This is a genomic window from Bradyrhizobium sp. KZN70725, from assembly GCF_055264925.1.
The window spans coordinates 183,925-208,213 of sequence record NZ_JBUYWT010000010.1 but is presented as its reverse complement, the minus strand read 5'-3'; the positions used below and the strand labels follow the sequence as shown (position 1 = coordinate 208,213).

At 59.7% G+C, this 24,289-nt stretch carries 24 protein-coding genes and 1 pseudogene; 2 read left to right on the top strand and 23 right to left on the bottom strand.

Annotated elements, in window-relative coordinates; all coding sequences use genetic code 11:
* Window positions 1-107: 107 nt before the first annotated feature.
* The 11 genes from ACZBJS_RS12850 to dnaK all read right to left on the bottom strand — a co-directional run bounded on the left by ACZBJS_RS12850 (window position 108) and on the right by dnaK (window position 10,403).
* Window positions 108-500, bottom strand: coding sequence for a hypothetical protein (locus tag ACZBJS_RS12850; RefSeq protein ID WP_141340224.1), 393 nt, complete (start codon window positions 498-500; stop codon window positions 108-110).
* Between the two features lie 74 nt (window positions 501-574).
* Window positions 575-772 carry a hypothetical protein gene (locus tag ACZBJS_RS12845; RefSeq protein ID WP_057016351.1) on the bottom strand — a complete coding sequence of 66 codons (198 nt, stop codon included), beginning with the start codon at window positions 770-772 and terminating at the stop codon, window positions 575-577.
* 189 nt (window positions 773-961) lie between these two features.
* On the bottom strand, window positions 962-2,989 hold the full coding sequence (locus ACZBJS_RS12840; RefSeq protein ID WP_463438775.1) for a sensor histidine kinase: 2,028 nt from the start codon (window positions 2,987-2,989) through the stop codon (window positions 962-964).
* Window positions 2,968-4,356, bottom strand: a complete 1,389-nt coding sequence (locus ACZBJS_RS12835; RefSeq protein WP_076825120.1) for a sigma-54-dependent transcriptional regulator — start codon at window positions 4,354-4,356, stop codon at window positions 2,968-2,970. Before ACZBJS_RS12835 ends, ACZBJS_RS12840 begins: the two co-directional genes overlap by 22 nt.
* A 308-nt stretch (window positions 4,357-4,664) precedes the next feature.
* Complete coding sequence (locus tag ACZBJS_RS12830; protein ID WP_199805208.1) at window positions 4,665-4,868, bottom strand: hypothetical protein; 204 nt, start codon at window positions 4,866-4,868, stop codon at window positions 4,665-4,667.
* Between the two features lie 136 nt (window positions 4,869-5,004).
* On the bottom strand, window positions 5,005-5,292 hold the full coding sequence (locus tag ACZBJS_RS12825) for a chaperone modulator CbpM (protein ID WP_076825123.1): 288 nt from the start codon (window positions 5,290-5,292) through the stop codon (window positions 5,005-5,007).
* A complete protein-coding gene (locus ACZBJS_RS12820) occupies window positions 5,292-6,197 on the bottom strand; it encodes a DnaJ C-terminal domain-containing protein (protein WP_463438774.1) in 906 nt (301 codons plus the stop codon). The genes ACZBJS_RS12825 and ACZBJS_RS12820 overlap by 1 nt, the downstream gene beginning before the upstream one ends.
* A gap of 74 nt (window positions 6,198-6,271) precedes the next feature.
* Window positions 6,272-6,454: a hypothetical protein gene (locus ACZBJS_RS12815; RefSeq protein WP_076825127.1), complete on the bottom strand. Its 183-nt coding sequence runs from the start codon at window positions 6,452-6,454 to the stop codon at window positions 6,272-6,274.
* 79 nt (window positions 6,455-6,533) lie between these two features.
* A complete protein-coding gene (locus ACZBJS_RS12810) occupies window positions 6,534-7,673 on the bottom strand; it encodes a YXWGXW repeat-containing protein (protein WP_463438773.1) in 1,140 nt (379 codons plus the stop codon).
* Between the two features lie 171 nt (window positions 7,674-7,844).
* A complete protein-coding gene (locus tag ACZBJS_RS12805; protein WP_168857361.1) occupies window positions 7,845-8,333 on the bottom strand; it encodes a DUF992 domain-containing protein in 489 nt (162 codons plus the stop codon).
* Window positions 8,334-8,504: 171 nt separating this feature from the next.
* On the bottom strand, window positions 8,505-10,403 hold the full coding sequence (dnaK, locus tag ACZBJS_RS12800) for a molecular chaperone DnaK (protein WP_463438772.1): 1,899 nt from the start codon (window positions 10,401-10,403) through the stop codon (window positions 8,505-8,507).
* Window positions 10,404-10,793: 390 nt separating this feature from the next.
* Here dnaK and fdhD point away from each other — a divergent pair, with 390 nt between their 5' ends.
* The gene (fdhD, locus tag ACZBJS_RS12795; protein ID WP_463438771.1) at window positions 10,794-11,597 is read left to right on the top strand and encodes a formate dehydrogenase accessory sulfurtransferase FdhD; all 804 of its coding nucleotides are present in this window, start codon (window positions 10,794-10,796) and stop codon (window positions 11,595-11,597) included.
* 60 nt (window positions 11,598-11,657) lie between these two features.
* Here fdhD and ACZBJS_RS12790 read toward each other — a convergent pair whose 3' ends face one another.
* Window positions 11,658-12,587 carry a DUF5996 family protein gene (locus tag ACZBJS_RS12790; protein ID WP_463438770.1) on the bottom strand — a complete coding sequence of 310 codons (930 nt, stop codon included), beginning with the start codon at window positions 12,585-12,587 and terminating at the stop codon, window positions 11,658-11,660.
* A gap of 612 nt (window positions 12,588-13,199) precedes the next feature.
* Here ACZBJS_RS12790 and ACZBJS_RS12785 point away from each other — a divergent pair.
* Window positions 13,200-13,466 (top strand): Hsp20/alpha crystallin family protein, encoded by a 267-nt coding sequence (locus ACZBJS_RS12785; protein WP_463438769.1) that lies wholly within the window; start codon window positions 13,200-13,202, stop codon window positions 13,464-13,466.
* Window positions 13,467-13,535: 69 nt separating this feature from the next.
* Here ACZBJS_RS12785 and grpE read toward each other — a convergent pair whose 3' ends face one another.
* From grpE to ACZBJS_RS12730, 11 genes and pseudogenes are all read right to left on the bottom strand, one after another.
* Complete coding sequence (gene grpE / locus ACZBJS_RS12780) at window positions 13,536-14,186, bottom strand: nucleotide exchange factor GrpE (RefSeq protein WP_463438768.1); 651 nt, start codon at window positions 14,184-14,186, stop codon at window positions 13,536-13,538.
* An 83-nt stretch (window positions 14,187-14,269) separates the two neighbouring features.
* Window positions 14,270-14,848 (bottom strand): HdeD family acid-resistance protein, encoded by a 579-nt coding sequence (locus ACZBJS_RS12775; protein ID WP_463438767.1) that lies wholly within the window; start codon window positions 14,846-14,848, stop codon window positions 14,270-14,272.
* A 136-nt stretch (window positions 14,849-14,984) separates the two neighbouring features.
* The gene (locus ACZBJS_RS12770; RefSeq protein ID WP_463438766.1) at window positions 14,985-16,310 is read right to left on the bottom strand and encodes a mechanosensitive ion channel family protein; all 1,326 of its coding nucleotides are present in this window, start codon (window positions 16,308-16,310) and stop codon (window positions 14,985-14,987) included.
* 94 nt (window positions 16,311-16,404) lie between these two features.
* Entirely contained in the window at window positions 16,405-16,518 is a 114-nt protein-coding gene (locus ACZBJS_RS12765; protein WP_057016363.1) for a DUF2474 family protein, read from the bottom strand.
* Window positions 16,518-17,522: a cytochrome d ubiquinol oxidase subunit II gene (gene cydB, locus ACZBJS_RS12760; RefSeq protein ID WP_463438765.1), complete on the bottom strand. Its 1,005-nt coding sequence runs from the start codon at window positions 17,520-17,522 to the stop codon at window positions 16,518-16,520. The genes ACZBJS_RS12765 and cydB overlap by 1 nt, the downstream gene beginning before the upstream one ends.
* 4 nt (window positions 17,523-17,526) lie before the next feature.
* Window positions 17,527-18,902, bottom strand: a pseudogene (locus tag ACZBJS_RS12755) (cytochrome ubiquinol oxidase subunit I).
* 79 nt (window positions 18,903-18,981) lie between these two features.
* Complete coding sequence (locus ACZBJS_RS12750) at window positions 18,982-21,249, bottom strand: FdhF/YdeP family oxidoreductase (protein ID WP_463438764.1); 2,268 nt, start codon at window positions 21,247-21,249, stop codon at window positions 18,982-18,984.
* A 98-nt stretch (window positions 21,250-21,347) separates the two neighbouring features.
* Window positions 21,348-21,557 (bottom strand): hypothetical protein, encoded by a 210-nt coding sequence (locus ACZBJS_RS12745; protein ID WP_168857351.1) that lies wholly within the window; start codon window positions 21,555-21,557, stop codon window positions 21,348-21,350.
* 218 nt (window positions 21,558-21,775) lie between these two features.
* The gene (locus ACZBJS_RS12740) at window positions 21,776-21,982 is read right to left on the bottom strand and encodes a CsbD family protein (RefSeq protein WP_172648750.1); all 207 of its coding nucleotides are present in this window, start codon (window positions 21,980-21,982) and stop codon (window positions 21,776-21,778) included.
* 746 nt (window positions 21,983-22,728) lie between these two features.
* Window positions 22,729-23,625 (bottom strand): bestrophin family protein, encoded by an 897-nt coding sequence (locus ACZBJS_RS12735; protein WP_057016369.1) that lies wholly within the window; start codon window positions 23,623-23,625, stop codon window positions 22,729-22,731.
* Between the two features lie 276 nt (window positions 23,626-23,901).
* Window positions 23,902-24,111: a hypothetical protein gene (locus ACZBJS_RS12730; RefSeq protein ID WP_410469738.1), complete on the bottom strand. Its 210-nt coding sequence runs from the start codon at window positions 24,109-24,111 to the stop codon at window positions 23,902-23,904.
* Window positions 24,112-24,289 lie beyond the last annotated feature (178 nt).

Sequence of the window (24,289 nt, the reverse complement as noted above, 5' to 3'; positions counted from 1 at the left end):
CCGTCGAGCCGATATCCCCAGAAGCATCGAAATCCTCGTGCCGCCAGAGAACTTGCCGATCCTAAGCTGGCTCGGTATCAAACCGTCAAAATCACTGTGACGAGCCACTAGTTCCCCTGACCATACATAATCGCGAGGGCGGCAAGGGCAAGCAGGATGTACTCGCCATTGTAGTCGGCGTCATCGTCGGTAGAGAGATCGAATTGCTTCCACACGCCGTCCAGCTTTCCAGCGTCATGCTCAGCAACGACTTTGACGGCGACCTCGCGGATGGCATCGAATTGCGAAAAGTCGAAATGCAGCCCCTGATCGTCCATGAACAGCCCGTGGTTTTGCAAAAAGGCCGCCATCGGCATCGTCGTCTCACTGATATAAAAGAGCAGGTCGTCCGCTTCCAACGGCCGATCCTGTGCCTGCGGCATGAGACCGACCTGATTGATGAGCAGATGCGCCTTGGCCTGCATATCTTTCGATAGCTGCTGGTTGGACACAACGGTCATTTCTGGAGCTCCTCGCTCTTCACACCAGGCTGGGAGGTGTCACCAACGGCCGGAAAACATCGGCCTGCCTGGCATCATTTGATGCGGCGTCCCTGGAAGTAGCCCTCGTTGGTGGTGTTCTCGCGGATGTTTGCTGTATCACCCTGTTCCGCGTAGTTGTCTTCGCGCTTCTTCGACGACGTATCTTTCTTGACTTCGGGGTCACCGCCGGTGCCCTTCGGGCTACGGTTGGCCGGCGGAACAGGGGGCATCTTCCCATGATGACGTGGCATTGCTGCGTCTCCTTGACCTCAGACTCATTGTTGCACGCGGTTGAAGCTCCTGCCGCCCTTGGCGATTCCAGCAACAGCCATGCCAAGCGAGGCTTCACGCGATATCAATCGCTTGATGACCGCGGCCAGGGGCCGATGGACAATTTGTCTTTGCAGCGGGACGAAATGTCACCGGCTCTTCGGTCGCCATCAGTCCTCCGCAGGCAGCCAGACCGTAAATGTCGTACCCTTGCCGGGTTCGCTCTCAACGGAAATCTTACCACCCTGGCGGGTTACAAGCATCTGGCTGATGGACAGCCCCAAGCCGGTTCCCTCCCGCCTCTTGGTGGTGAAGAATGGATCGAAGATCCGCTGCATCACGTCCGGCGTCATACCGCCGCCGGTGTCCGTCACATCGATCATGACGCCACGGCGCCTGCCCTCATCCCGATCAAAGGTTCGAATCGTCAAACGCCCGCCTCCGGACGTCGCGTGAATTGCGTTGACGAGGAGATTGACCAGCACCTGCTGCAATTCAGTGCGATTCATTGAGACCAGGCGTGAGGCGTGATATTCCGTTTCGACGCTGATCGTTGTCTTGTTCAGCAGATGCTGAACGAGTGGCAACGTGTCGGTGACGACGACGGCTGGATCATATTGATCGGTAAAGCCGGCATACTCCTGTGGCTTGGCGAATTGCAGAAGCCTCGTCACAATTTCACTGACGCGATGCATCTGCTCGTCGATGAGCCGAAACTCCGTTTTTGCTTCGTCGGCCCTGGCGCCCATCATATCCCTGATGATCTCCAGGTTGCCCTGCATCACCGCGATGGGATTGTTGATCTCATGGGCTACACCAGCGGTGATTTCGCCAATTGCAGCGAGCTTTTCGGACATGATCAACTGCCTGGTTGTTGCTTCGAGCTGCTGGTTCGCGTGCAGGAGCTTGTTTGTGCGCTCCTCGACGCGCTGGTTGAGCTCCTGGTTCCATTGCCGCAGCTGGGCGTCGCGCTCGTGGATCTGATCGAGCAGTCGATCCAGATGAACCGCAACCTGCTCGATCTCGTCGCGCCCATCGACGGGTCCCGTTCGTGCGCCTAGTTCGCCGCTTTCCACTTTCGAAATCGTTGTCGTCATCCGCTCAAGAGGCCGGAAGATACTTGCCGCCCACGTCAAGAACAGCGGAACAGTCAGTGCAACCGCGACGACAAATGCCAGCGCGATTTCCAGAACCGTACCGCGCTTCGCTGCGGTGAACGGTTGCCGAAGATAGCCGGCGTAGAGCATTCCGACGCGACGATTATAGCTGTCACGGATCGGCTCATAGGCAGAGATGTACCAGTCGTTGACGACGAATGCGCCATCAAGCCAAGTCTGGCCACGATCGAGAACCGCATCTCGAACTTCCGCAGAGACGCGCGTGCCAATTGCACGCTGCCCCTCGAACATCCTCACATTGGTACTGACACGCACATCATCGAGGAACAGCGTCACGGTCCCGCGACTGCCTTCCGGCAAACCCGCCCCGAAGTAGATCAGATCATTGATCGTGTCGACAAAGGCGAGGTTCTGATTGAGCAGCATTCCACCGACCAACGCGGCCTTTCGTCCGTTCGGCAGCGAAACCGGCGTCGCCGATTGCAGTACCAGCCCCCGGCTCTCCTGCGTCCGCGTGGTCGGCGCGCTTCCGGGTGTCGCGACGATGTCGATCTGAGCGCGCTTCGCAAGATCGGCGGAGATCGCCGCGAGCTCCATGGATTGAAACACATCAATCGCGGTTCGTGCCCGTCCCTCAAGCGCCGAGCTGATGACGGGCCAATTCCATCGTGGCGCGGCCGCCATCTGATATTCACTCGCGATCACCGCGCCATCGTCAGCGATAATGTAGAGAAAATCGAAGCCGCGAGCCTGCGCGATGTCCTTGAGATAATCGCTCAGGGCTCCACGCTCATAGCCCGGGGTTTGCACAATCGACTGAAAGAGCGCGGAATTCACCGACGATACCAGATAGTCCTCCGTGTTCTCGAAAATTCGTCCGAGAAATTGCCTGGCGATCGTCAGGTCGTCATGGACCTTGGACGTCAATACCGCGTCGAACCTCACGTTCCAGCGATAAATGCTGATCGCAAGAAGCAACGGAAGAATGACGAGCATCGGCAAGAGCGCCATCGCCAGCAGGCGATACCGCACGGAGGCCCTGGGAGAAAAACTCGTTATCAGAGTTGCCAACTTGCGCATTTGCGATCAATCGTTTTGCGCGAGATGCCGAGACGGCGTGCCGCTTCCTCACGGTCGCCTCTCGACTCGCGAAGCACAAAAAGGATGTGTCGCCGCTCCACATCGGCGAGTGTGACATCACTGGTCGATCTTTCGGCTCGTGACTTGAGATAGTCCTCCCGGAATTCACCGAGGATCACCGTCCGCTCAATCAGATTGCGCAGCTCCCGTATGTTGCCTGGCCAATCGTACTGCAAAAGGAAGGTACGCATTCCGACGTCGATTGGAACGCGCGGCATACCAAGCTGATCGGAAATCTCACGCATGAAGATATCGGCGAGCTCGAGCACATCCTGATCGCGCTCCCGAAGGGACGGAAGATCGATCTGCATGACGTTGATGCGAAAATAGAGATCCGCGCGAAAGGTGCCGGCTGCAACCCGCTTCTGCAGATCGGCGTTGGTCGCGAAGACATACCGGGCGTCGATCGGCACCTCTCGCTCCGAGCCGACGGGACGCACCCGACGATCCTCAAGCACACGCAACAGCTTGCTTTGCAGATGGTAGGGGAGCTCGCCAATCTCGTCCAGGAAAAGAGTGCCGCCTTGCGCGAACATAAAAAGACCCTCTCGGGTCTTCCCTGCGCCGGTGAATGCCCCCCTCACATGGCCGAAGAGTTCGCTTTCGATCATTTCTGAAGGGATTGCGCCGCAGTTGACCGGCACGAACAGCTTGTCCGCTCGGTTGGACAGCGAATGGAGCGATCGAGCGGCAACCTCCTTGCCTGTTCCGGACTCGCCAGTAAACAGAACCGGCGTCGGCAACGGCGCCACCCGGGCGATAGTCTCCCGTGCCTTTTGAATTGCTGCGGATGCTCCGAGGAGCTTGTTTCGCAGATACAGCTGCTGCGAGGACGACTTCAGCTCATGGCGCAGTACGAAATTCTCCCGCTGCAGTCTCGCCCGGTCAAGGCAACGCGCAACCGCATTCAGCAATTGATTGGATCGAAATGGCTTTATCACAAAATCGATGACGCCGATGCGCAGTGCGCCAATTGCTGTATCAAGATCAGCATAGGCGGTCATAAGGATGACATCGGTGAAGAACCCGATCGCTCGCTGCTCGGCAAGCCAGTCTAGGCCACTCTTTCCAGGCATGACATTGTCAAGGATGACGACGTCGAAATGCTGCCCATCGAGTTTCCGCGACGCATCCCTGGCGTCCGCGGACTCCTCGATCAGCCTGCAGCGAGGTCGCAGGAGCTTGACGAGGAAATTGCGTATGCCGGGTTCGTCGTCAACGACAAGAATCGAGGCTTGCGCAAGCCAAGGTCCAAATTCCGGGTCGACCACCGGTTCGGCAACGTCACGCGGGGTTTCCTCAGACATTCATATCTCTCCCGACACCGCTCTTGACGACCACCATCTCAACGCAGGGCGATGGCCTTCTCCAGCGCCATGAAAAAAGCGAAGGCAAAGCAGTATGCCTACCACAGGCCACGCCAGGCCATAAGCCATTCCGCTCCTCGGCTGGATCGCGAACATCGCAGGATGCCCAAGCCAGCGCTGAAGCCGTTGTCCGCGACCGTCAATTCGCCGATAGAGAAAACGCCCTGACGTTGGCATAGTGTTCCCCACCCATCTCTGTGGTTGTTCTCCAAGGCGACGGCGCGCTCGCGTTAACGCTCGCGCGCGGGTTACTTTTCTTCGGTCGGTGTCGAGATGAACGAGGACTTCCCGAAGTGCGGATCGATCGACGCTTTCTTGTCGTCACCAAGGAAGACGGGCGCCAGATCCTCATCGACCAGGATCTTCGCTGCCTGCGGCGTTTGCGGGTCCCCGTCAACGTCAAGGCGCGTCGCCGCCTCAAGGAGCAAGGCCCACACGTCATCGGACGACAAGACGTTCTTCACGAGGAGCGTGCCGGACCAGGGCCTCAAGCACCAAGCCAACAATCGGTCCGTTGCCGAGCGTGCGTTCCATCGAATGGCTGCTCCCTAATGCCTGTCCCCCGATCGACCGTGGTCACCCGTTCTGTCAAACCGTTCGTGAATCGTCGTCAAGTGCGGTACGCATCAGCGCGAAAGCCTGTCGAACACCATGCAGCTGATCGATGAGATGGAGGATGACGTGGATCCCCTCATCGTTGACACCTAGATCGCTCTTGAGATCGCGGATCAGGTGCGCGCGGGCGACGTCCGCGTCAGAGAATTGCGCGCCTGAAGCCGCCTCGGTTGGAATCAGCCATCGTTGCTCCAGCCAGAACTCGAGTGTCTGCACCCGCAGTCCCGACGAGATCAGAAATTCCTGTTTGTTGAGGGTCATCACAAGGTGCCTTCGCGCGGATCGAACTCTCTCCCCTTGGCCCAGTTCTCGACGAACGCTTCCAATTCCGGATCCGGCGATTTCGGCAGGACGATCGTCAGCTTCACCAATTCGTCTCCGGCACTTCCCCCTCGGCGCGGGGCGCCCTTTCCTCTGAGGCGCAGTGTCGTGCCTGTGTTCGATCCCTTCGGCACCGCCATCGTAACATCACCGGTCGGTGTCGGCACCCGGATTTGACCGCCCAGAACCGCCTCGGTCAACGAAATCGGCACTTCGAGCAGAATGTTGTCGCCGTCCCGCATAAAGCGCCGATCCGGCATGACCTCGACTTCGATGAGGGCATCGCCTGGTCCGCCTTTGCCGGCACCGGGAGCTCCCTTGCCCTTCAGGCGCAAAACCTGCCCATCTACCAGGCCCGGGGGAATTTTCACTTCCAGCGTCCCGCCATCCGGCAGTGTGATTCGCTTGGTTGCACCGCTGATCGATTCGACGAACTCGATAGGCAGGCGATAATGGAGATCTTCACCGCGCCGGTTTGCGCGTGCGCGCTGCCCGCGCCTTAGCAGCTCGGCAAGCGCATCGTCCGAATTCATGAAGTCGGCAAAGCCGGCCCCGCTCGTGTAAGCATGCGGGTCTCCAGCATCGGCGTAGTCGCGATAGAAGTGATGCTGCGGCCGCTCAGATCCCGTCGCGTCGATCTCACCATTATCGAAGCGCTTGCGCTTGTCGGCATCGCTAAGCAGGTCATAGGCGCCGGCCGCCTCTTTGAACTTTTCCTCCGCAGCCTTGTCGCCGGGGTTGAGGTCAGGATGCAGCTTCTTCGCAAGCTTGCGATAGGCCTTTTGTATCTCGGCAGCCGAAGCTGAGGAGGACACTCCCAACACATCGTACGGGTTCTTAGCCAATTGCCGCTCCCGACTTGAAGATGGCAGAGATCGGCCTTTCCCGTAGCGGGGAACGGCCGCGAGCCGGGTCCCGATTATTCAACATGACCGGGATCCACGTATTTGGGGTAATTCTTCAGTTGCTGAGGCGTCATTCGTGCGGGATCCGGTGCTCCAGGAACACCGCGCGGACCCAGCTGCGCCCGCACGATGTCGTCTTCCGTTAGACGCGGCTTGCCGTCGTCGAGTTGTCCATTGCCTCCGAGACTCGTTGTCATCGCCTTCCAACCTCTGCACGCCTTTCTTAACGATGTTCTAGGCACCGCGCTTGCCTGACAAGAATCGTCCGCGTCACGCCTAGCGTTGCTCGGGCCGCCGCTCCTCGGGTCTTTCACCGGAACGCTGCTGCTCCGGGGACCCGCGGCGCAGAGGAGCTCCCATTTCCTCCCTCTGCGGTTCTGTTCTCGCAGCGGGTGCGGCAGGTCTGGCTTCGATTTCCGGCCGCGCCGCCGGACGAGCCATGGGTTCGGGGCGAGGCTCCGGCCTCGGTGTGGACTCTGGCCGTGCTTCCGGCACGCGGATGTCCTCACGCTTTCGTTCTTCCGGAGGAAGAGGTCCTGGGGCCGCCTCGGGCCGCGGCGTTCGTTCACGCTCAAGTTCGTGAGGTGCGGCTTTTCCGGCTTCATCCGCTGGCGACTTGCGTGCCGGCGCGGGCCCCTCCGCTGGACGTCGAGCGTCTTCGAGCCGTTGCCGCGAGGGGTCCCGGGGACGCGCGCCCTTCAGCTCTTCGGGTCGATGTTTTTCCGTATTCGACGGCATGACCTCGGCGGGCGCGTGTGGTCGAACAATGTCTCGCCCGTTCAGGATCGATGGGCGTGGCGTAGCCATCACGGGCGGTGCGCCAGCGTTTGCTCTGTTAAACAGACGGGTGTCGTGGCTCGCGACCTCGACGTGTTTGCGTTGCAACGGCGTGGGTGCGAAATGTTGTTCCTTGGCGACGGCTCTGTCCGCAGCGGTCGGACGAGCCTCGACGCCGCCTCGTCCGCCATTGTAGCTGACGTTGTTCACCGTCTCATTGACGACGACGGTTTTCTGATAGACGTTTCTAATCGTCACACTCCGCACGTTGTTGACCGTGCTGTTGTAGAAGAATTGGCCACGATCCCAGCGGCCACCTTCGTAGCCAATGCCCGAATAGCCGAAGCCATAGTTGACGCCGCCATAAAAGCCGACGCGCTCACCCCAATAGCCCGGGTGGAAAATGTAGGCTCCCGCAAGCCACCCCCAGTAGCCCGGGGTCCATAACAGGCCCGGTCGCGGTGGTTGCACCCAGGTTCCCGGCACCCAATAGTAGTCACCGGCATCCTCATCCCACGACCAATATCCCGGAGACCAGAGATAGCCCGGCGCAGGCACAGGGGGCTGTTCGTATCGAGGCAACGGCGGCGGCGGCGTTTCCACCGCCGTGACTTGAGAGCAAGCTGCTTCCTGGGACAACGCGGCCGCCGGCATTACGCATGCGCTTCCAAGTAGCAATACGGCGAGAACTACGGGAGATGTCGTCGTCAACAGTCGCTTCAACATATGAGAACCTTCGCGAGAAAGCGTTGCTATTCGCGTGATGCACGACACCGTTCGCAGCGGCGAACGGTGTCAATTTCGGTACCCCTAGCGACCCGGCTGCAGCGTCATGCTCTCCAATCCTGCTGCGACGATCAGGCCGGTTTCCGCCTGCACGCTCAGGGGTTGCAGCGCGATGCTGTTGTTCGAACCGCCCAGCAGCACATTGCCGCCCACACCGACGATTGCCGCAGCCATCGCGTCGACGCCGACATAAGTCCCGGCGATATCGCCGCGGCCAGGCTGGGCAACGGGCGCGAACACCGACCAGGCAAGCGCCGTGCTCTCGGTAATGCCGATATCGAGACCAACCTTCTGAATCGTGGCGATATAGTAGTCCTCGGGGAGCCCGTTGATCCGCAAGACGCACGCCAGATTGGTTACCGCGCCGACGATAAAGCCGATGCTCGGCCCACCCTTGCATTCAAGTACGCCGACCTGCACCTTTTGGGCGGGCTGCTGGGCTTGCACGGGTGATACCAGGGCGGTCAGCATTGCTCCGGCAAAGGCAGTGAGGACCGTCGAACGTCGTCGCATAAGAAAGCTCCTACAAAATGAAGGCGGGATGCCTTCAAACTTCTGGTGATGTTGGAGTAAGGAAGCAATCGGGATTGCATTCCAGCACTTGAGAACCGGAGTTTCGTCCCGACGGCGGCGCAAAGCACGACTAGTAGCCGCGAGCTCGCGCCCGCGCTTGCAGGGGGCGTGCTATTTCGAATTCTTCTTGTCGTCGTCGATTTCCGTAAATTCGGCGTCGACGACATTGTCGCCGCCTGAACTCGGTGCAGAACCAGGAGCCGCGTGCGAGGAACTCTGCATGGCTTCCGCAAGCTTCATCGAGTGCTGCTGCAAGGCATTCACTTTCGTGTTGATCTTCGTGGCATCGTCGCCCTTCAACGCTTCGCGCAAATCGGACATGGCACTCTCGACTGCGCTGCGATCTGATGCCGCGAGTTTTGAGCCATGCTCGGCAACCGTTTTCTCCGTTGCATGCAGCAGCGCCTCGGCGGCGTTCTTCGCCTCGACTGCTTCCTTTCTCTTCTTGTCCTCCGCGGCATGGGCCTCGGCATCCTTGACCATCTTTTCGATGTCGCTCTCGGACAGGCCGCCGGATGCCTGAATCTGAATGTTCTGTTCCTTGCCGGTGCCCTTGTCCTTGGCCGAAACGTTGACGATGCCGTTGGCATCGATGTCGAACGTCACCTCGATCTGCGGCACGCCGCGCGGCGCCGGAGCAATGCCGACGAGATCGAACTGGCCGAGAAACTTGTTGTCGGAGGCCATCTCGCGCTCGCCCTGGAAGACGCGGATCGTCACCGCGCTCTGCTTGTCCTCGGCGGTGGAGAAGACCTGGCTCTTCTTCGCCGGAACCGTCGTATTCCGCTCGATCAGCCGGGTGAACACGCCCCCCAGCGTCTCGAGGCCGAGTGAAAGCGGCGTCACGTCGAGCAGCAGCACGTCCTTGACGTCGCCCTGCAGGACGCCGGCCTGGATTGCCGCGCCGACGGCGACGACCTCGTCGGGATTGACGCCCTTGTGCGGCTCCTTGCCGAAGATCTTCTGCACGACCTCCTGGATCTTCGGCATACGGGTCTGGCCGCCGACGAGCACGACTTCGTCAATGTCCGTGGCCGTGAGCCCGGCGTCCTTCAGGGCGTTGAGGCACGGCTCGATCGTCCGCTGAACGAGGTCCTCGACCAGGGACTCGAATTTGGCGCGCGTGATCTTGACCTGAAGATGCTTTGGGCCGGAGGCGTTCGCCGTGATGAACGGCAGGTTGACCTCCGTCTGGGTGACGGTGGAAAGCTCGATCTTCGCCTTTTCGGCCGCTTCCTTGAGGCGCTGAAGGGCGAGCTTGTCGTTGCGCAGATCAATGCCTTGTTGCTTCTGGAACTCGTCGGCGAGGTAGTTGACCAGCCGCATGTCGAAGTCTTCGCCACCCAGGAAAGTGTCGCCGTTGGTCGCCTTCACCTCAAACACTCCATCGCCGATATCGAGAACGGAGATATCGAAGGTGCCGCCGCCGAGATCGTAGACGGCGATCTTGGCCTGCTTCTTCTTGTCGAGACCGTAGGCAAGTGCCGCCGCGGTGGGTTCGTTGATAATGCGCAGAACCTCGAGACCAGCGATCTTGCCGGCGTCCTTGGTAGCCTGGCGCTGCGCATCGTTGAAATAGGCGGGAACAGTGATGACGGCCTGCGTGATCTTCTCACCGAGATTGGCCTCGGCTGTTTCCTTCATCTTCTGCAGGATAAAAGCCGATATCTGGGAGGGCGAATACGGCTTGCCCTCAGCCTCGACCCAGGCGTCGCCATTGGACGCTTTGATGATCTTGTAGGGTACGAGCGTCTTGTCTTTCTCGACCGTCGGATCATCGTAGCGGCGGCCGATCAGGCGCTTCACGGCAAAAATGGTGTTGGTCGGGTTGGTCACCGCCTGCCGCCGGGCCGGCTGCCCGACCAGACGTTCGCCATCGGACGTGAACGCCACGACGGAAGGTGTGGTGCGCGCCCCCTCCGCGTTCTCGATGATGCGCGTGTTCTTGCCGTCCATGACCGCGACGCAAGAATTGGTCGTTCCGAGGTCGATTCCGATCACCTTTGCCACGTCGCGCTCCTCTACTTTTTAATTGATCGACAATGTGCGGATTGCGTCCCTGCGCCAATACCGTTGAGCAACAGATGTGCCACATCACAGCTCGCGTGATTTCAACGACTTACGCCGCGAGATCACGACACGTCGGACATTTTGTCCGGAGCGACTCGGACAAAGTGTCTATTGGCTTAGGCACGCGTGACGGGCCTCGGTCTGTCCTGCTGCAACCGACGCTATGGAAAGATTGTCGATTATCGCTGGACGGGTTGTTCGTCGATCCACCGAAGCCGCGTCGTAAGCTGCTGACGTCGTTCAGTCAGCCGGGTGGCACGGATGTTGCGACGGGACGTCCGATAACGTTCACCCGAACGGTCCAGATCGTCGGCTAGCGCGAGCAATGACATGACCAACCAAACCCTGAGCATTTCGGCACGACGCCTTGCGTTCAACGATCGCAATGACGGCGATCTCGTTCGTGCTGTTCCCGTTGAAACGCCCGTCGCAATCGAGGTCTGTGGGATAGGCTATGCCGTGATGATGGCAACGCCGTCCGACCTTCGCGACTACGCGGCGGGATTCGCGTTGGCCGAGGGCCTTGTCAAGCATGTCCGGGACCTCAGCGACATCATCGTCCACGAGACGGAAGGCGGCTGGATCATCCGGCTCACCTTGCCTGCAGAAGGCACGGCAATCGCACTGGAGCGCGCTCGCAGGCGCGTTTCGGAGAGCAGCTGCGGGCTGTGCGGATTGGAAAATATCCAGCAGGTGCTGCGCCCGTTGCCGCCGATACGTGGGCTCATCACCACGAGCCGGGAAGCCATCGCTGACGCGCTAAACGCCCTGCAACACCATCAGACGCTCGGCCGATCCACCGGCGGAACACATGCGGCGGCATTCTGCCGCCCCGACGGATCAATCCTGTGTGTTCGGGAGGACGTCGGTCGACATAATGCGCTCGACAAACTGATCGGCGCGCTGGCGCTGTCCGACATCCCGGCGTCCGGTGGTTTTCTGCTGCTCTCTGCCAGATGCAGCTATGAACTTGTTGAGAAGGCCGTTCGCGCGGGCTGTCCGATGCTCGTCACCATTTCAGCGCCTACGAGCCTTGCGGTCGAACGCGCAGAGCAAGCGGGACTCACGCTCGTCGTACTGGCTCGCCCGGACTCCGCCCTGATCGTTTGCGACGTGCACCGAAACATCTCGTAAGGAAGCCTGTGCACATCCATGGACAATGCATCTGCCGTCGTGCATGCATCCATCGGAGATCTACTCCGGACGATCGCTGCCCAGCAGGGCGGAATCCCAGCCCGCCGCGGTCGCACCGGCGTTGTAGGTCGATTCCAGGAAGGCAAGCAGATCGCCGTCAGGATCGCCGGACAGGCGCAGGTCGTCGTAATCGAGGAGAAACTCGCCCAGGCCGGCATCCAATCGCGCAGCGCTTGGCCCGATCTTCGCACTCTCGATACCTTGTGGCTGCGGATAGGTGAAGGAGTAGAATGCGGGTCTGGGACACGAGGGATCACCCGGCCACCACCCCATCTCCATCAACTCCGCATTCATTGCATTGCGCCGGACAAAACCGGCGTTCGGCGCCGGTGAAGCAGGTTTGCCGTTATAGAATGGCAGACGAATGTCGAACGTCCCCCACATCAGACCGATGGGTTGCGTCTTGCCCGTGAACCTTCCCTGAAAGACCTGCATGACGCGTTGCGTATTGAGAAGAATGCGCCACCAGGCGTTGACCATGTCGCGTTCGTATGAGCGTTGTTGCCTATCCTCGTCGAACGGGATCGCGTTGGACACTTCCTGCGGCATGAGCGTGATGGCAGCATCTATTCCCGCATGACGTAGCCGGTCGAGGAATGTGTCGACCAGCACTGCGACCGACGTCGGGCCCAGCGGCAGTTGTCCCGATCCGCCCGAACTCGTGAACCACTGCAACTCGTGCGAGACGAAGTCGGCGCGCACCTCGTAGACGCCGCCAGCGCAAGGGATCGGACCTGTGGTCGGGCCTCTCGCGCCGAGCCACAGTGGAACCCCAGCCCATTGCGCCTGGAAAGGTCCGGCCAGCTTGAGCTTGCCAACCGCCTGCAACACCATGTGGAGAAGATGTCGCGTCTGCTCGAAGGCCTGGCAGGACAGAGCCGGCCAAAGATCGCCAGAAGGAGCATTGGAAGATGACTTGCCGGTATTCATGGCATGTCCTCGCACAGTTGTTGGCGGGGGAGAATTTGCGCCTTGGCTTCAAGACAAGATCTGATCATGGCGGGCTCGATCAACCGTTCAACGCATGGAAAGCCGAAAGCCATCATTCGCCTATTGCAAGCCACGCCAAGGCTTGACGACCCCCGCTTCGAGAGCTCTTCGACGAACTGAAACCGCTGTGTATAGCTGCGGAATCCTGATCACGTTCGATCGATCAAATACCATTTCTTGGTCTAGATCCTGAATTGCACGCTCGAAGCGCTTCCGTCGCCACGCCTCAACGCGACGCAATCGCTCCACAAGAAGTCGGACGTCAGCGATCTCAGACGCGGCCTGATCGATGTTGCTCGACACTCGACACCTCCCCAGCCTGCATGATCAATGCTAGCGCCATTTTTGGAGACGTCCAGAGCGTACAAGTGGCGATCGCGCCAGACTTGCATCAGACAACTTGTCCGATCGACTTTGACAAAGTGTCTGCGGGCTCACTGATCAACACCTTAAGCCGTTGATATGACTTGCCGCGCGGATGGCACGCGTATTGCTGCCGGTTGATCCGGTCGATGGGCTACGCCGTCGCATGTACGACCAGGATGGTTCACGATGCTGAATGTTGACGTGAACGAGACAGATCACGAACTACAAATCGTTGCAGAGCTGCATGGTCTAACGGCAAACGACATAGACGTGTCCGTTGAGCGTGGTGTACTCACCATCATCGCTGAGCGGCAGGTGAACGACGGCCGTGGTGCCGAACGGACAATCAGAGTCTTGAGCTCGATGCTATTACCCAGTTCGGTCGATGCTCATAAGATAAACGCGTATTTCGACGACGGCGTGATGACCGTGACGTTTCCCAAGCACAGGTAGTCGATCCGAGCCGACACTGCTAAAGCCATCGAGGCCATCGCGCGGCACGCCCGGAGGCGAGCGGGCATTTCAGCTCGCGACGCCGACTTTCGCGGACCTCAACGAACGCGATCCGATCGCGTAACCGGGCTGCACGACCGTCGTGACGGTGCCGCTTGGCACTGACGGATCTTTGACCTGGAACATGGCCTCGTGAAAGTGAGGATCAAACCGGCTTCCGGCCGGATCGAGCCTCTTGACGCCGTGCGCTTCCAGCGATCGCAACAGCTCCTTTTCGGTAAGCTCCACACCCTCGACAAACGTCTTGAAGGGGCCGGCACTGTCGCGCAGCTCCGCAGGAAGACTGGACATCGCACGTTCCAGATTGTCCGCGACATTGACCATATCGCCCGCGAACTTGGTTACGGCGTATTGCCGCATGTCGTTCAACTCACGCTCGGAGCGCCGGCGTACATTTTCGGCATCCGCGAGCGCCCGAAGCAGCCGGTCTTTGAGATCGACATTCTCCGCCACGAGCCGCGCAATGGCCTCATGCACGTCTTCTGCGGCGCTTGGCGGCGTGTCCGCAGCATCTGGCGATCCGGAGGTTGTTTCCCTTGCAGAGTCCTCAGGCATCACCTTCTCTACACCTTGCTCCGCCTGATGAGTCCCTCCTTGAGGGCGGTGTGAGTGAATCTGTCTGCTGTGATGAGGATCGTTGGGCGGGCCGTTATTAGTCATGGCAGCTCTCTTATCTCGCCGTTGATATGACGTTTGAAGGTCGGCCGGACAAGCGGCGTTCTTCGCTCGCCCGAGCCGGCCGTCTACCGCGTACCGCGGAGCTGCAGGCCCAGACCAAGCAGCGTGCAGCCCTGGAAAACCAGGTCGATCGACAACAACAGGCCAAGCAGCCAGAGACTGTTGAGTGGCCAACCTAACAGAAACGCCAATCCTGCGATCGCGGTGAGCAGTCCAGAGGCAAATAGCCAGCCCCAGCCGCGATCTCCCTTTGCTCTAAAGCTGAGCAACAGGCGCATGACGCCGGACGCGATCGTGCAAACGGCCAATATGAGAGTCAAAACAAGTGAAGCGATTGCTGGATCCAGAACGATTGTCGTACCGGCCGCAGCATAGAAAAAGCCTCCCAGGCCCCAAAGAAAGAACCCGCGCCAGTTTTTGACCCTAAACGCATGGACGATCTGAAAGGCGCCCGCGATGATCATCAAGACGCCGATGTAGAAGATCGTTGCGATGGTCGCCAACAGCAGATTGCTGAGAGCTCCGAAGCCCAGCACAATAAAGAGAATGCCCAGGGCGACGAACCAACCCCACTTCCCTCGCGCTTCGGTCATCAATCCCGTGAACGCCCGCCTCGGTTCCGGCATTCCAATTGTTTGCGCCATGATGAATTGCCCAGAGATTGAGTTGTTGGTGACTCGCTGCACATGGGCCGTGCCCCGCGATGCAGACGACGACATTCTTGCAACTGACGACAACGCAATCGACGTGCCAGACCGCAATCGACGTGATTTCAATTAGTTATGGCAATCGATGTCGCTGAAAGGTCATTTTGTCCGGAATCGTTGGGACAAAATGACCGAAGCGCCGAAAGGCTAGCTCGCCGGCACGAGCTTCCACGAAGCAAGAATGTTGCTGGGATTCATGCCACGCCGCCTTTCGGAACGGCCTTGCCCACCACCCCCGTCCCGTTCGTCGGATCACTGCTCGGCGCCGTATTGTGAGGAAAAAGCTCGATCCCTGTCGGGACGGCCTCCACGTAGAGCGACTGACTTGGAAAGGCGAAATCAGATCCCGCCTTTTCACGATCGCCTTGATGGCATACGCCAGCTCCTCCTTGATCTTCAGCCAGTCACCCCAAACCGTGGTGCGGGTGAAGCAATAGACCATGACATCGATCGACGATTCATTGAACTTGTCGACACGTACGAACGCGACGGCTTCAGGAGGATGAACGAAATCTTGACTGCCGAGGATGTACGCCTCGATTGCATCACGGACATCGCGGAGCTGGCCGATCGTCGTGCTGTAATCGAGGCCGATGATCCAGGAAATGCGGCGAAACCTCATCTGCGAGAAGTTGGTGACGGCATTGTCCGCCAAATACGAATTCGGAACGAATACGGGTGCTTGATCGAACCGGCGGACTTTCGTTGTCCGCAGACCGATGGTCTCGACAGTGCCCTCAACAATCCCCTCGGCAAGTATCCAATCGCCGTTTCGAAAGCGCTGCTCGCCAATGATGAAGATCCCGGAGATCAGATTCTTGAACAGATTCTGGGCGCCTAGCGCCACCGCGACGCCGACGATGCCGAAGCTCGCCAGTACAGGCCCGACGTGAATGCCCCAGACCTCCAGGACGGCGGTCGCACCGAGCGCAACGATGATGGCGCGCCCGACCCTGACCGTCCAGCCGATCATGGCCTGACTGAAGATCGGCGTCCGGCCATCCAGAACCGCGCATAGGGGCCCGATCACCTCGAACAGCGCCCAGAAGATTGTGAATGCGGTCAACGAACGATCAATCTGGAGGAGCCCATCCTTGAGCCTCTGATTGGTCAGCACGCATTCGCCGATAATAAATACGGCCAGGACGATCGGAACAAACTGAATCGGCGGAGCAAGTGCCTCGACGATCGTGCGGTTGAGGCCGACCTTGCTCGACGACCAGGAGTGGATACGGGAGACGATAAAGCGGCTGAAAAGCCGCCGGATCAGCACTGCGATCGCGAGAATGACGATCGAAACGATGAAGTGTCCAAAGGTTAGGTCCAAGACGCTTCGCTGCCAGAACGAAAGCACGATTGTCCAGAGCGCGGTCAGTTCGCTATTCGGAGCATGTGTCATGCAGGAACGTGCCAGAGACTGCGGTGCTTTCCGCCGGAACCTGCGGCTCCGCGACAAACGAGGTGGTCAAATGACCGGGCTGACCGGAACTGAATTAACGTAACCACATTCTGATCACGCCCGAGACCAAGCCGACCGCCACAACGCTTGCGATCCAGATCGCGGCCATCCACACGAGCCGTTGCCATAGCGGAATCCGCGCCTGCATCAGTGATACCCTGCGGTGCCGGCCTTGCCGCGAAACACCCAGTACGCCCAGCCTGTGTATGCGAGGATGAGCGGAATAATCACGCAGGCGCCCACCAGCATGAACAACTGGCTTTCGACCGGTGCCGCGGCATCCCAGATCGTAATCGCGCGTGGAACAGCGTAAGGATAGATGCTGATTCCGAGCCCGATGAAGCTCAGCAGGAAGAGTGCTAGCGCCATGAGGAACGGCAACCGCTCGAACTCTCGCTTCAGACTCCAGAAGAAGGTTGCCGCGCAGATCAGCACCAACAGCGGCACCTGGGCCGTCAACAAGACGCCGGGCATTGCGAACCACCGCCGCCAGTAGTCATAATCGAGAAACGGCGTCACCGCGCTGACGGCCCCCAGCGCCAGAAGCGTACCGGCGCCGAGCCAGAAGGCGGCACGGCGCGCGTGACGTTGGCTCGTCCCCTCCGTCTTCCAGATCAGCCACGTTGCGCCGAGCAGCGCATAGCCGATCACAACCGCGACGCCGGTCAGGATGCTGAATTGGCTTAGCCAGTCGAGCCAGCCGCCGGCATAGGCATCATTGACAACGTGGATACCCTGCAGAATTGCCCCGAGAGTAACACCTTGCGCAAAGGCGGCCACCAGGGAGCCCAACCAGAACGCAATGTCCCATAATGGCCGATGCCCTGGATCGCGCCAGCGGAACTCAAAGGCGACGCCGCGGAAGACGAGCCCAAGCAGCATGGCGATCATCAACGGATAGGTGGCCGGAAGGATGATCGCATAGGCGGGCGGAAACGCCGCCAGCAGACCGCCGCCGCCCATCACCAGCCACGTCTCGTTGCCATCCCAGACCGGCGCGATCGAATTCATGGCCTGGTCGCGCTCGTCGCCGACCGCAAAGCTCGGGAACAGAATTCCGATGCCAAGGTCGAACCCGTCCATGACGACGTAGGCCATCACCGCAAATCCGATAATCGCAGCCCAGAAGGTCGTAAGGTCGATGCTGAACATGGCCTCACTCCGCCGCAGTCAGAGGCACGCCGACACTGCCCGCCGGCGTAATGCCTGCGGCGCGCTGCGGCACCTTGGGCGGCTCCTTCTCGCCCGGCGCGGGCGGCTTCGCCATCAGGCGCAGGAGATAATAGGTGCCGGCGCCGAACGCGGCGAAGTACACCAGCACGAAAGCGACAAGCGAGGCCGCCACAGCTGGCGCAGCCAGCGGCGAATGTGATTCCGCCGTTCGTAACAGTCCATAGACCGTGAAAGGTTGCCGACCGACCTCCGTCGTCACCCATCCAGCGATCACAGCGACAAAGCCGGCCGGTCCGAGAACGACGCACGCGCGATGCAACCAGGCCCAGTCGTAGAGCATTCCCCGGAAGCGCGCGAGCAGGCTCCAGATACCGACAGCGAGCATCGCAAATCCAAGGCCGACCATGATCCGGAACGACCAGAACACAATCGGTACCGGCGGCCATTGATCACGCGGAAAGTCGCTGAGTCCCGGTAAAGGTGCATCCGGATCGTGTTTGAGGATCAGTGACCCCAGGCGAGGCACTTCGAGCTTATGATGGACCTGCGCTGTCTCGTTGCTGGGGAAGCCGAAGAGGATAAGCGACGCGCCATCGGGGCTGGGTTCGTAGTGCCCTTCCATGGCGAGAACCTTGGCGGGCTGGTGTTCCAGCGTGTTGAGGCCATGGGCATCACCCGCGAGAATTTGGATCGGAGTCACGATCGCGGCGAAAACATCTTGCGTGCGCCGGCATTGCTGCGGTCTCGCAGCAGATGCCAGGCGCCCACACCGCCAACCACGAACGCCGTCGTCAGATAGGCCGCGATCACGGTGTGAACGAGACGATACGGAAAACTGGCGGTGAAGATGATCGGGATCCAGGATCCGGCGGGCACAAACTGGTCCTTCGCATTGATCGCGAAACCCGCCGGCGTCTGCATCCAGCTGTTCACGGCAATGATCCAGGTTGCCGAGATCAGTGTGCCAAGCGCGACCATGCACGTTGCGAAGAAATGAAGGCCTTTCCCGACCTTGCTCATGCCGAACAGCATGACGCCGAGGAAGCCGGCCTCCAGAAAGAAGGCCGTCATCACCTCATACGCCATCAGCGGCCCGATGATCGGCCCGGCTCGCGTGGAGAATACCGACCAATTCGTACCGAATTGATATGAGAGCACCACCCCCGAGACGACGCCCATGCCGAACACAACGGCGAAGATCTTCAGCCAGTAGCGGAACAGGTTGGCATAAACGCCTTGCCCCGTCTTGAGCCACAACGCCTCGAGCACCATCAGATAACTCGCAAGCCCGATCGAGAAAGATGGAAATATGAAATGGAACGAGACGGTGAACGCAAACTGGGCACGTGCCAGAATCACCGCATCGAGATTGTCCAGCAATGTCCCCTCCTTGCCTCAGGATATGCGTCCCGGCACTTCGTCTCCGGCAGCCGGCCGATCAAGCGGCAACAACTCGCACCGGAATGGACTTGGCTGCCGGCGTCCCGCTGATCTTGTCGTAGTAGTCGAGAGGCAGCAGCGGATTGAGCTCGGGGTAATATCCCGCAACCGATCCGCGCGGCATCGGATAGTCCAACACCCTCAGTCCGCTCACGCGCCGCTGTATGCCATCATCGCTGATCGTCTCGAGCGCAATGCCCGAGCCGTCCTCGAGCCCTCGCGCCGCGCGGTCCTCGGCGTTCATGAACAGAACCATTCGGTCATTGTAGACACCGCGATAGCGGTCGTTGTTGCTGTAGATCGTCGTGTTGAATTGATCGTGCGAGCGAATGGTTGCCAGTCGCAGCATGTCGGGATCTGAAACGGATGCGTTCACTTCCAGACCCGGCAGAAGCAGAAAGTTCGCCTTGCCGTTCGGCGTCGGCCAGACCAGTTCGCGCGGCGGCACGTCGAGGTGAAAGCCTCTCGGGCTTTCGATCCGCTCGGAGAAGTCGCTGTAGATCTCCGGATAGACCTCCGCGATCTTGTCGCGGATCAAGCAGTAATCCTCGCTGTAGCTTCTCCAGTCGACCTTGCTGTTCGGCAACGTCGCTTGCGCGATCCGGCAGACGATTTCCACCTCGGGCAGGAGATGCGGGCTCGCCGGTTGCAACACGCCGCGAGACGCGGTGACGTTTGACATCGAGTCTTCGATCGTCACGAACTGCTCACCGGCTACCGTCCGGATGATCTCCGAACGCGCGATGACGGGCAGCATCAAGGCGTCACGACCATGAACCAAATGTCCGCGATTCAGCTTGGTGGTAATGGCGACCGTCAGTGCGAGCTTTCGCATCGCCCCGTACGACCGTTCGGTATCGGGCACGGCACGAACGAAATTGCCGCCGAGGCCGATGAAGACCTTCGCCGTCCCCGCCTGCATCGCGGCGACGGACTCAATGGTATGATGACCATGTTCGCGCGGGGGCTCGAACCCAAAGACGTCGCGAACGCGATCGAGATAGTCCGGGCTCGGCTGTTCGTCGATCCCGACGGTACGGTCTCCCTGCACATTGGAATGACCGCGAATGGGCGATATTCCGGCGCCCGGCTTGCCGAAATTGCCCTTGAGCAGGAGCAGATTGACCAACTGCTGCACCAGCCGCGACCCCTCCTGGTGCTGCGTGATCCCCATCCCGTAGCAAATGATCGTCGCGCGCGAGCGAATGTAGATTTCGGCGCATCGCCGGATCTGCGATTCCTCAAGCCCGGAGGCCCTCTCCAATTCCGGCCATGTCTGCGCCATCGCGTCGTCCCGGACCGCATCGAGGCCGACGGTATGCTCGCGGATAAACTTCCAGTCGACGATCTTCTCGCCGGATTCCTCGCGTTCGAAAATGACCTTCATGACCCCCTTGAGGAAGGCGAGGTCACCGCCGATGCGGACATGAACGAACTCGCTGGCAATCTTGGTCGAACCGAGCGTTGCCATCTGAATGACATCCTGCGGATCGGCGAAGCGCACCAACGCACGTTCGGGCATCGGATTGACGGCCACGATCGGTACCCCGCGCTTGCTCGCTTCGACCAGATTGCTCATCATCCGCGGCGAATTCGTTCCGGTGTTCTGCCCGATGACGAAAATCGCTTCAGCGTGCCCGAAATCATCGAGGATAACGGTGCCCTTCCCGACACCGATCGAGGGCGGCAAGCCCCGGCTGGTCGGCTCGTGGCACATGTTCGAGCAGTCGGGGAAATTGTTGGTTCCGAACTCCCGGACAAATATCGAGTAGAGAAAAGCCGCTTCGTTGGGTGTGCGGCCGGATGTATAGAATTCGGCCTGGTGCGGACTTTCAAGAGCCCGCAAATGCTTGCCGATCAGGGCGAACGCGTCGTCCCAGCTGCAAGGCACGTAGCGATCCGACGATGAATCATAGCGCATCGGCTCCGTCAAACGTCCTTGCATCTCGAGCCAGTAATCCGGCCGCTCCATGAGTTCGGACACGGTGTGCCGTTCAAAGAACTCTCGTGTGACCCGAAACTTCGTTGCCTCAAACGCCAACGCCTTGGCGCCGTTCTCGCAGAAATCGAGCGTTTTCTTGCATTCCGCGTCGGGAAACGCGCAACTCGAGCACTTGAATCCGCCGGGCTGGTTCATCGACAGAAGCGCGCGCGATCCCTTCGTCACCACACTCTGCTCGAGAAGAATCTTTGCAGTCGCTGCGGCGGCACCCCAACCGCCGGCGGGATGATGATACGTCTTGAAGCGCGGCTTACCGTCCAACATAAATCAACTCCGCAATTTCCAGATCTTCAGTAGGGTCTTCAGCTGAGTGACCTGAATAAGATCACCCGCAGCACGCTGGGCCGCGTTTCCGGCTCGCTTTATCGATCCTGATCGAGGTTGGCGACGATCACCTTGTCGATCAGACCTTCGTTGTGCCGGATGAAGTCGTCGCGCGTCATGCCGGAAGCACGCCACGCATCCTGAAGGCCCGCGTCTCTGTGAAGCCACTCGTTTCGCGTTTGATGATCGATCTTGTGACGTCGCGCGTCCTGCGATCCGTGCGACGCCTTGTCGTGGTCCTTCGACATTGTATCTCCTCATGTATCCTGTCGTAGCTTGGCACACTCGTCGAGGCGCAGATCTCCGCAGTCCAAGAGAGTCTTGAAGCCGCACTCCGCCGATCAGCGCTGCGCAGCGACCTGTTGTGATGGCGTTCGGCGTCCAATTGCGCGCGAGCTCTACGAACAATCGGGCATCGATACTGCTTCGCAGCAGCCATGGATCCGCCGGGGTCAATCAATCGGGATCAATCCCAATTTGCTTCCTTGGCCCACTTGTCGACCTCTTTGCGGACCTGGTTTTTGTCAATGCCGTAGAGATCTTGCAGCTTGCCCTCCAACCGCTCTCTGTCACCGTTGATGACATCAATGTCGTTGTCGGTCAGCTTCCCCCATGTTGCCTTGAGCGCACCCTTTGCAGCCTTCCAGTTTCCTTCGATGCGATCCCAGTTCACTTTCATCTCCTTCTTTTGCCCAACCGTGAAACGTGCATCGAGGAAAGGTTAGCAACAGGCGTGCCAGTCTGAGCTCATCGTCATATCAATGAGTTAGGCGGTCTTGGCTACCGGCAATGGACAATTTGTCACGACAGATTTGGCCAAGTTGTCCGCCGAGAACTGCCGCGCCGGCGCGACGCCGATGCCACCCAGCCTGAACGCGTTACTATTGGGCGTGGGATGGGTTCAGCGCCGACAGACATTTGCCTGACGCAATGAACGACGTGAGCCACGTGATGACAAATGACTTCAACGCCGCTTTCATTTAACCTCACGTGAGTTGAAACTCGTTGATTGTTCGCGCCAATGAGGAAATCGAGATGAAGCGCGCCTTGAGAGATCGGCGACCAATCCATCATTCTCCCATTTTCTGGATCGGTATCGCCTTATGTCTGGCAGCCATAGCCATCTACGTCTGGTCCAATGATCTTTCCTGGCGACCCGCCGCCACCCCACACTGAATCGTTGGAGTGATTAGAGCGCACTTCGCCCTTTCCGGCGGGAGCCGTTACTTTCGGCACCTTCCGTGCCGTTGAGCATTGAATGACATTCGGTACGCCAGCGCGGAGTAAGCGCGGCCCCGGCCACCCTTAGACTACCCCAGGCCGGGGTCGCGCCCTCCACGCGAGGCATGTCGCGTCCGTCTGCGCGACAAGCCCTGACGCCACCGCGCCGTCAGCATGCGCTATGCCACTTGTTTAGCATTACATCAGCACATTCTGAACAGGCTCCATGGGAGCGGGCAGATCGCGCTCACCGAGCAGAGCGAGCAGCTCGCGCTCGAGGGCTCGTCTCATTGCGTCAAGCGGGAGCGCATTCGGCTCCAACCCGAAGGGTGCCTCAAGCTGATGGCCAAGCGCGTCGAGACCGAAGAAGGTGTAGGCGACGAGCAGGACGGGCAGCAGCGTCCACCAATCGAGCGATCCGGCAAGCGCGAACGGCAACGTCACGCAGAAGATCAGCGCGGTCCGATGCAGCAGCAGCGAATAGGCGAATGGCACCGGGGTGGACGCGATGCGCTCGCAACCGCCCTGGACGTCGGAAAGCGCGGTGAGTTGCCCTTCCAGAACGGCGTAGTGGATCGGCTCGATCCGATCCCGCTTCATCAGCATCAAACAATGCAGCCCGATCTGGTTGAGCACGGCATTGGTGGGGTTGGGACCGCCTGAAGCAGCGTCGATCTCACTCCACGGTTTGATTGCCGCCACTTCGTCTTCACCCCGAAGGCGTGCCGTTAGCCCGCAGCAAAAGCCGCACAGGCCGCGGAGCAGGACGCGCCGGTCGTCGTCTTCGAGGGTGGAGATCTGACGCGCGAACGAGCGGCTGGCGATGATCAGCTTGCCCCAGAGTTCGCGTCCCTCCCACCAGCGGGCGTAACATGTGCTGTTTCGGAAGCTCATGAAGACCGACAGCGCTATGCCGATCAGCGTGAACGGAACCGCACTGATGCGCGCGAAGATGCCCGGATGCTCCATGGCAGCAAAAATCGCCAACACACTGATCAGAGCAATCGCGACCAGATGCGGCGCGATCCGCGGCAAGATCGATCCATTGACGGCAAACGCAACGTCCCAGAAGCCGGGCTTGGAGCGCACGATCATTGCAGCCTCCCCGACATCCGGGGCTGCTTCTCATGCCCGGACTGCAAAGCTGCGCTAGTCCGAGTTTCGCTGCCTCGGGCAGGCCGGAGCAGATACTTTGACCATCGAACAATTGGATTGGCTCGGGAAATGCCCGAGAGCACGCCGAGTGTCCAACAACCGGACCTGATCGCTGTGGACATCGATGCTTTGTATCCGGGAGGACTTCCCTGTGACGGAGCAGGGAACGCGGCCGCTTTGTCGAGTTGTAGCATCATTTATAAAGCTGAGTTTGGCTCAGAAATCCACGTCGAACCGATCGAGCGAAACCACGCGGGTGGCGCTGGACTGACGGTTTTCAAACTTGTCGCTGGCGGCGCGTTCGATTCGCGCTCGACGCATAAGGAAGAATTCCTCCGCGCTTGGAATGGGATGAAACCGAACGCGCATCACGTTGAGAGCTCTGCGCGCGATCATGCACGTGACCTCGGAATTATCCTTGTACATCACGAAAAAGATTCCATGACGGTGAACCTCATACTGACCATCGGGATCTCGCGCGAGCGCCATTTGACAGTCCTCAAACGATGGTCGCGCCCGGATCAACCCGGACCGAGCGGCCATACGATCATTGACCCGATCACTCCCAGAGCAAAGAGCACGCCAAACCCCAAGACGACGCAAA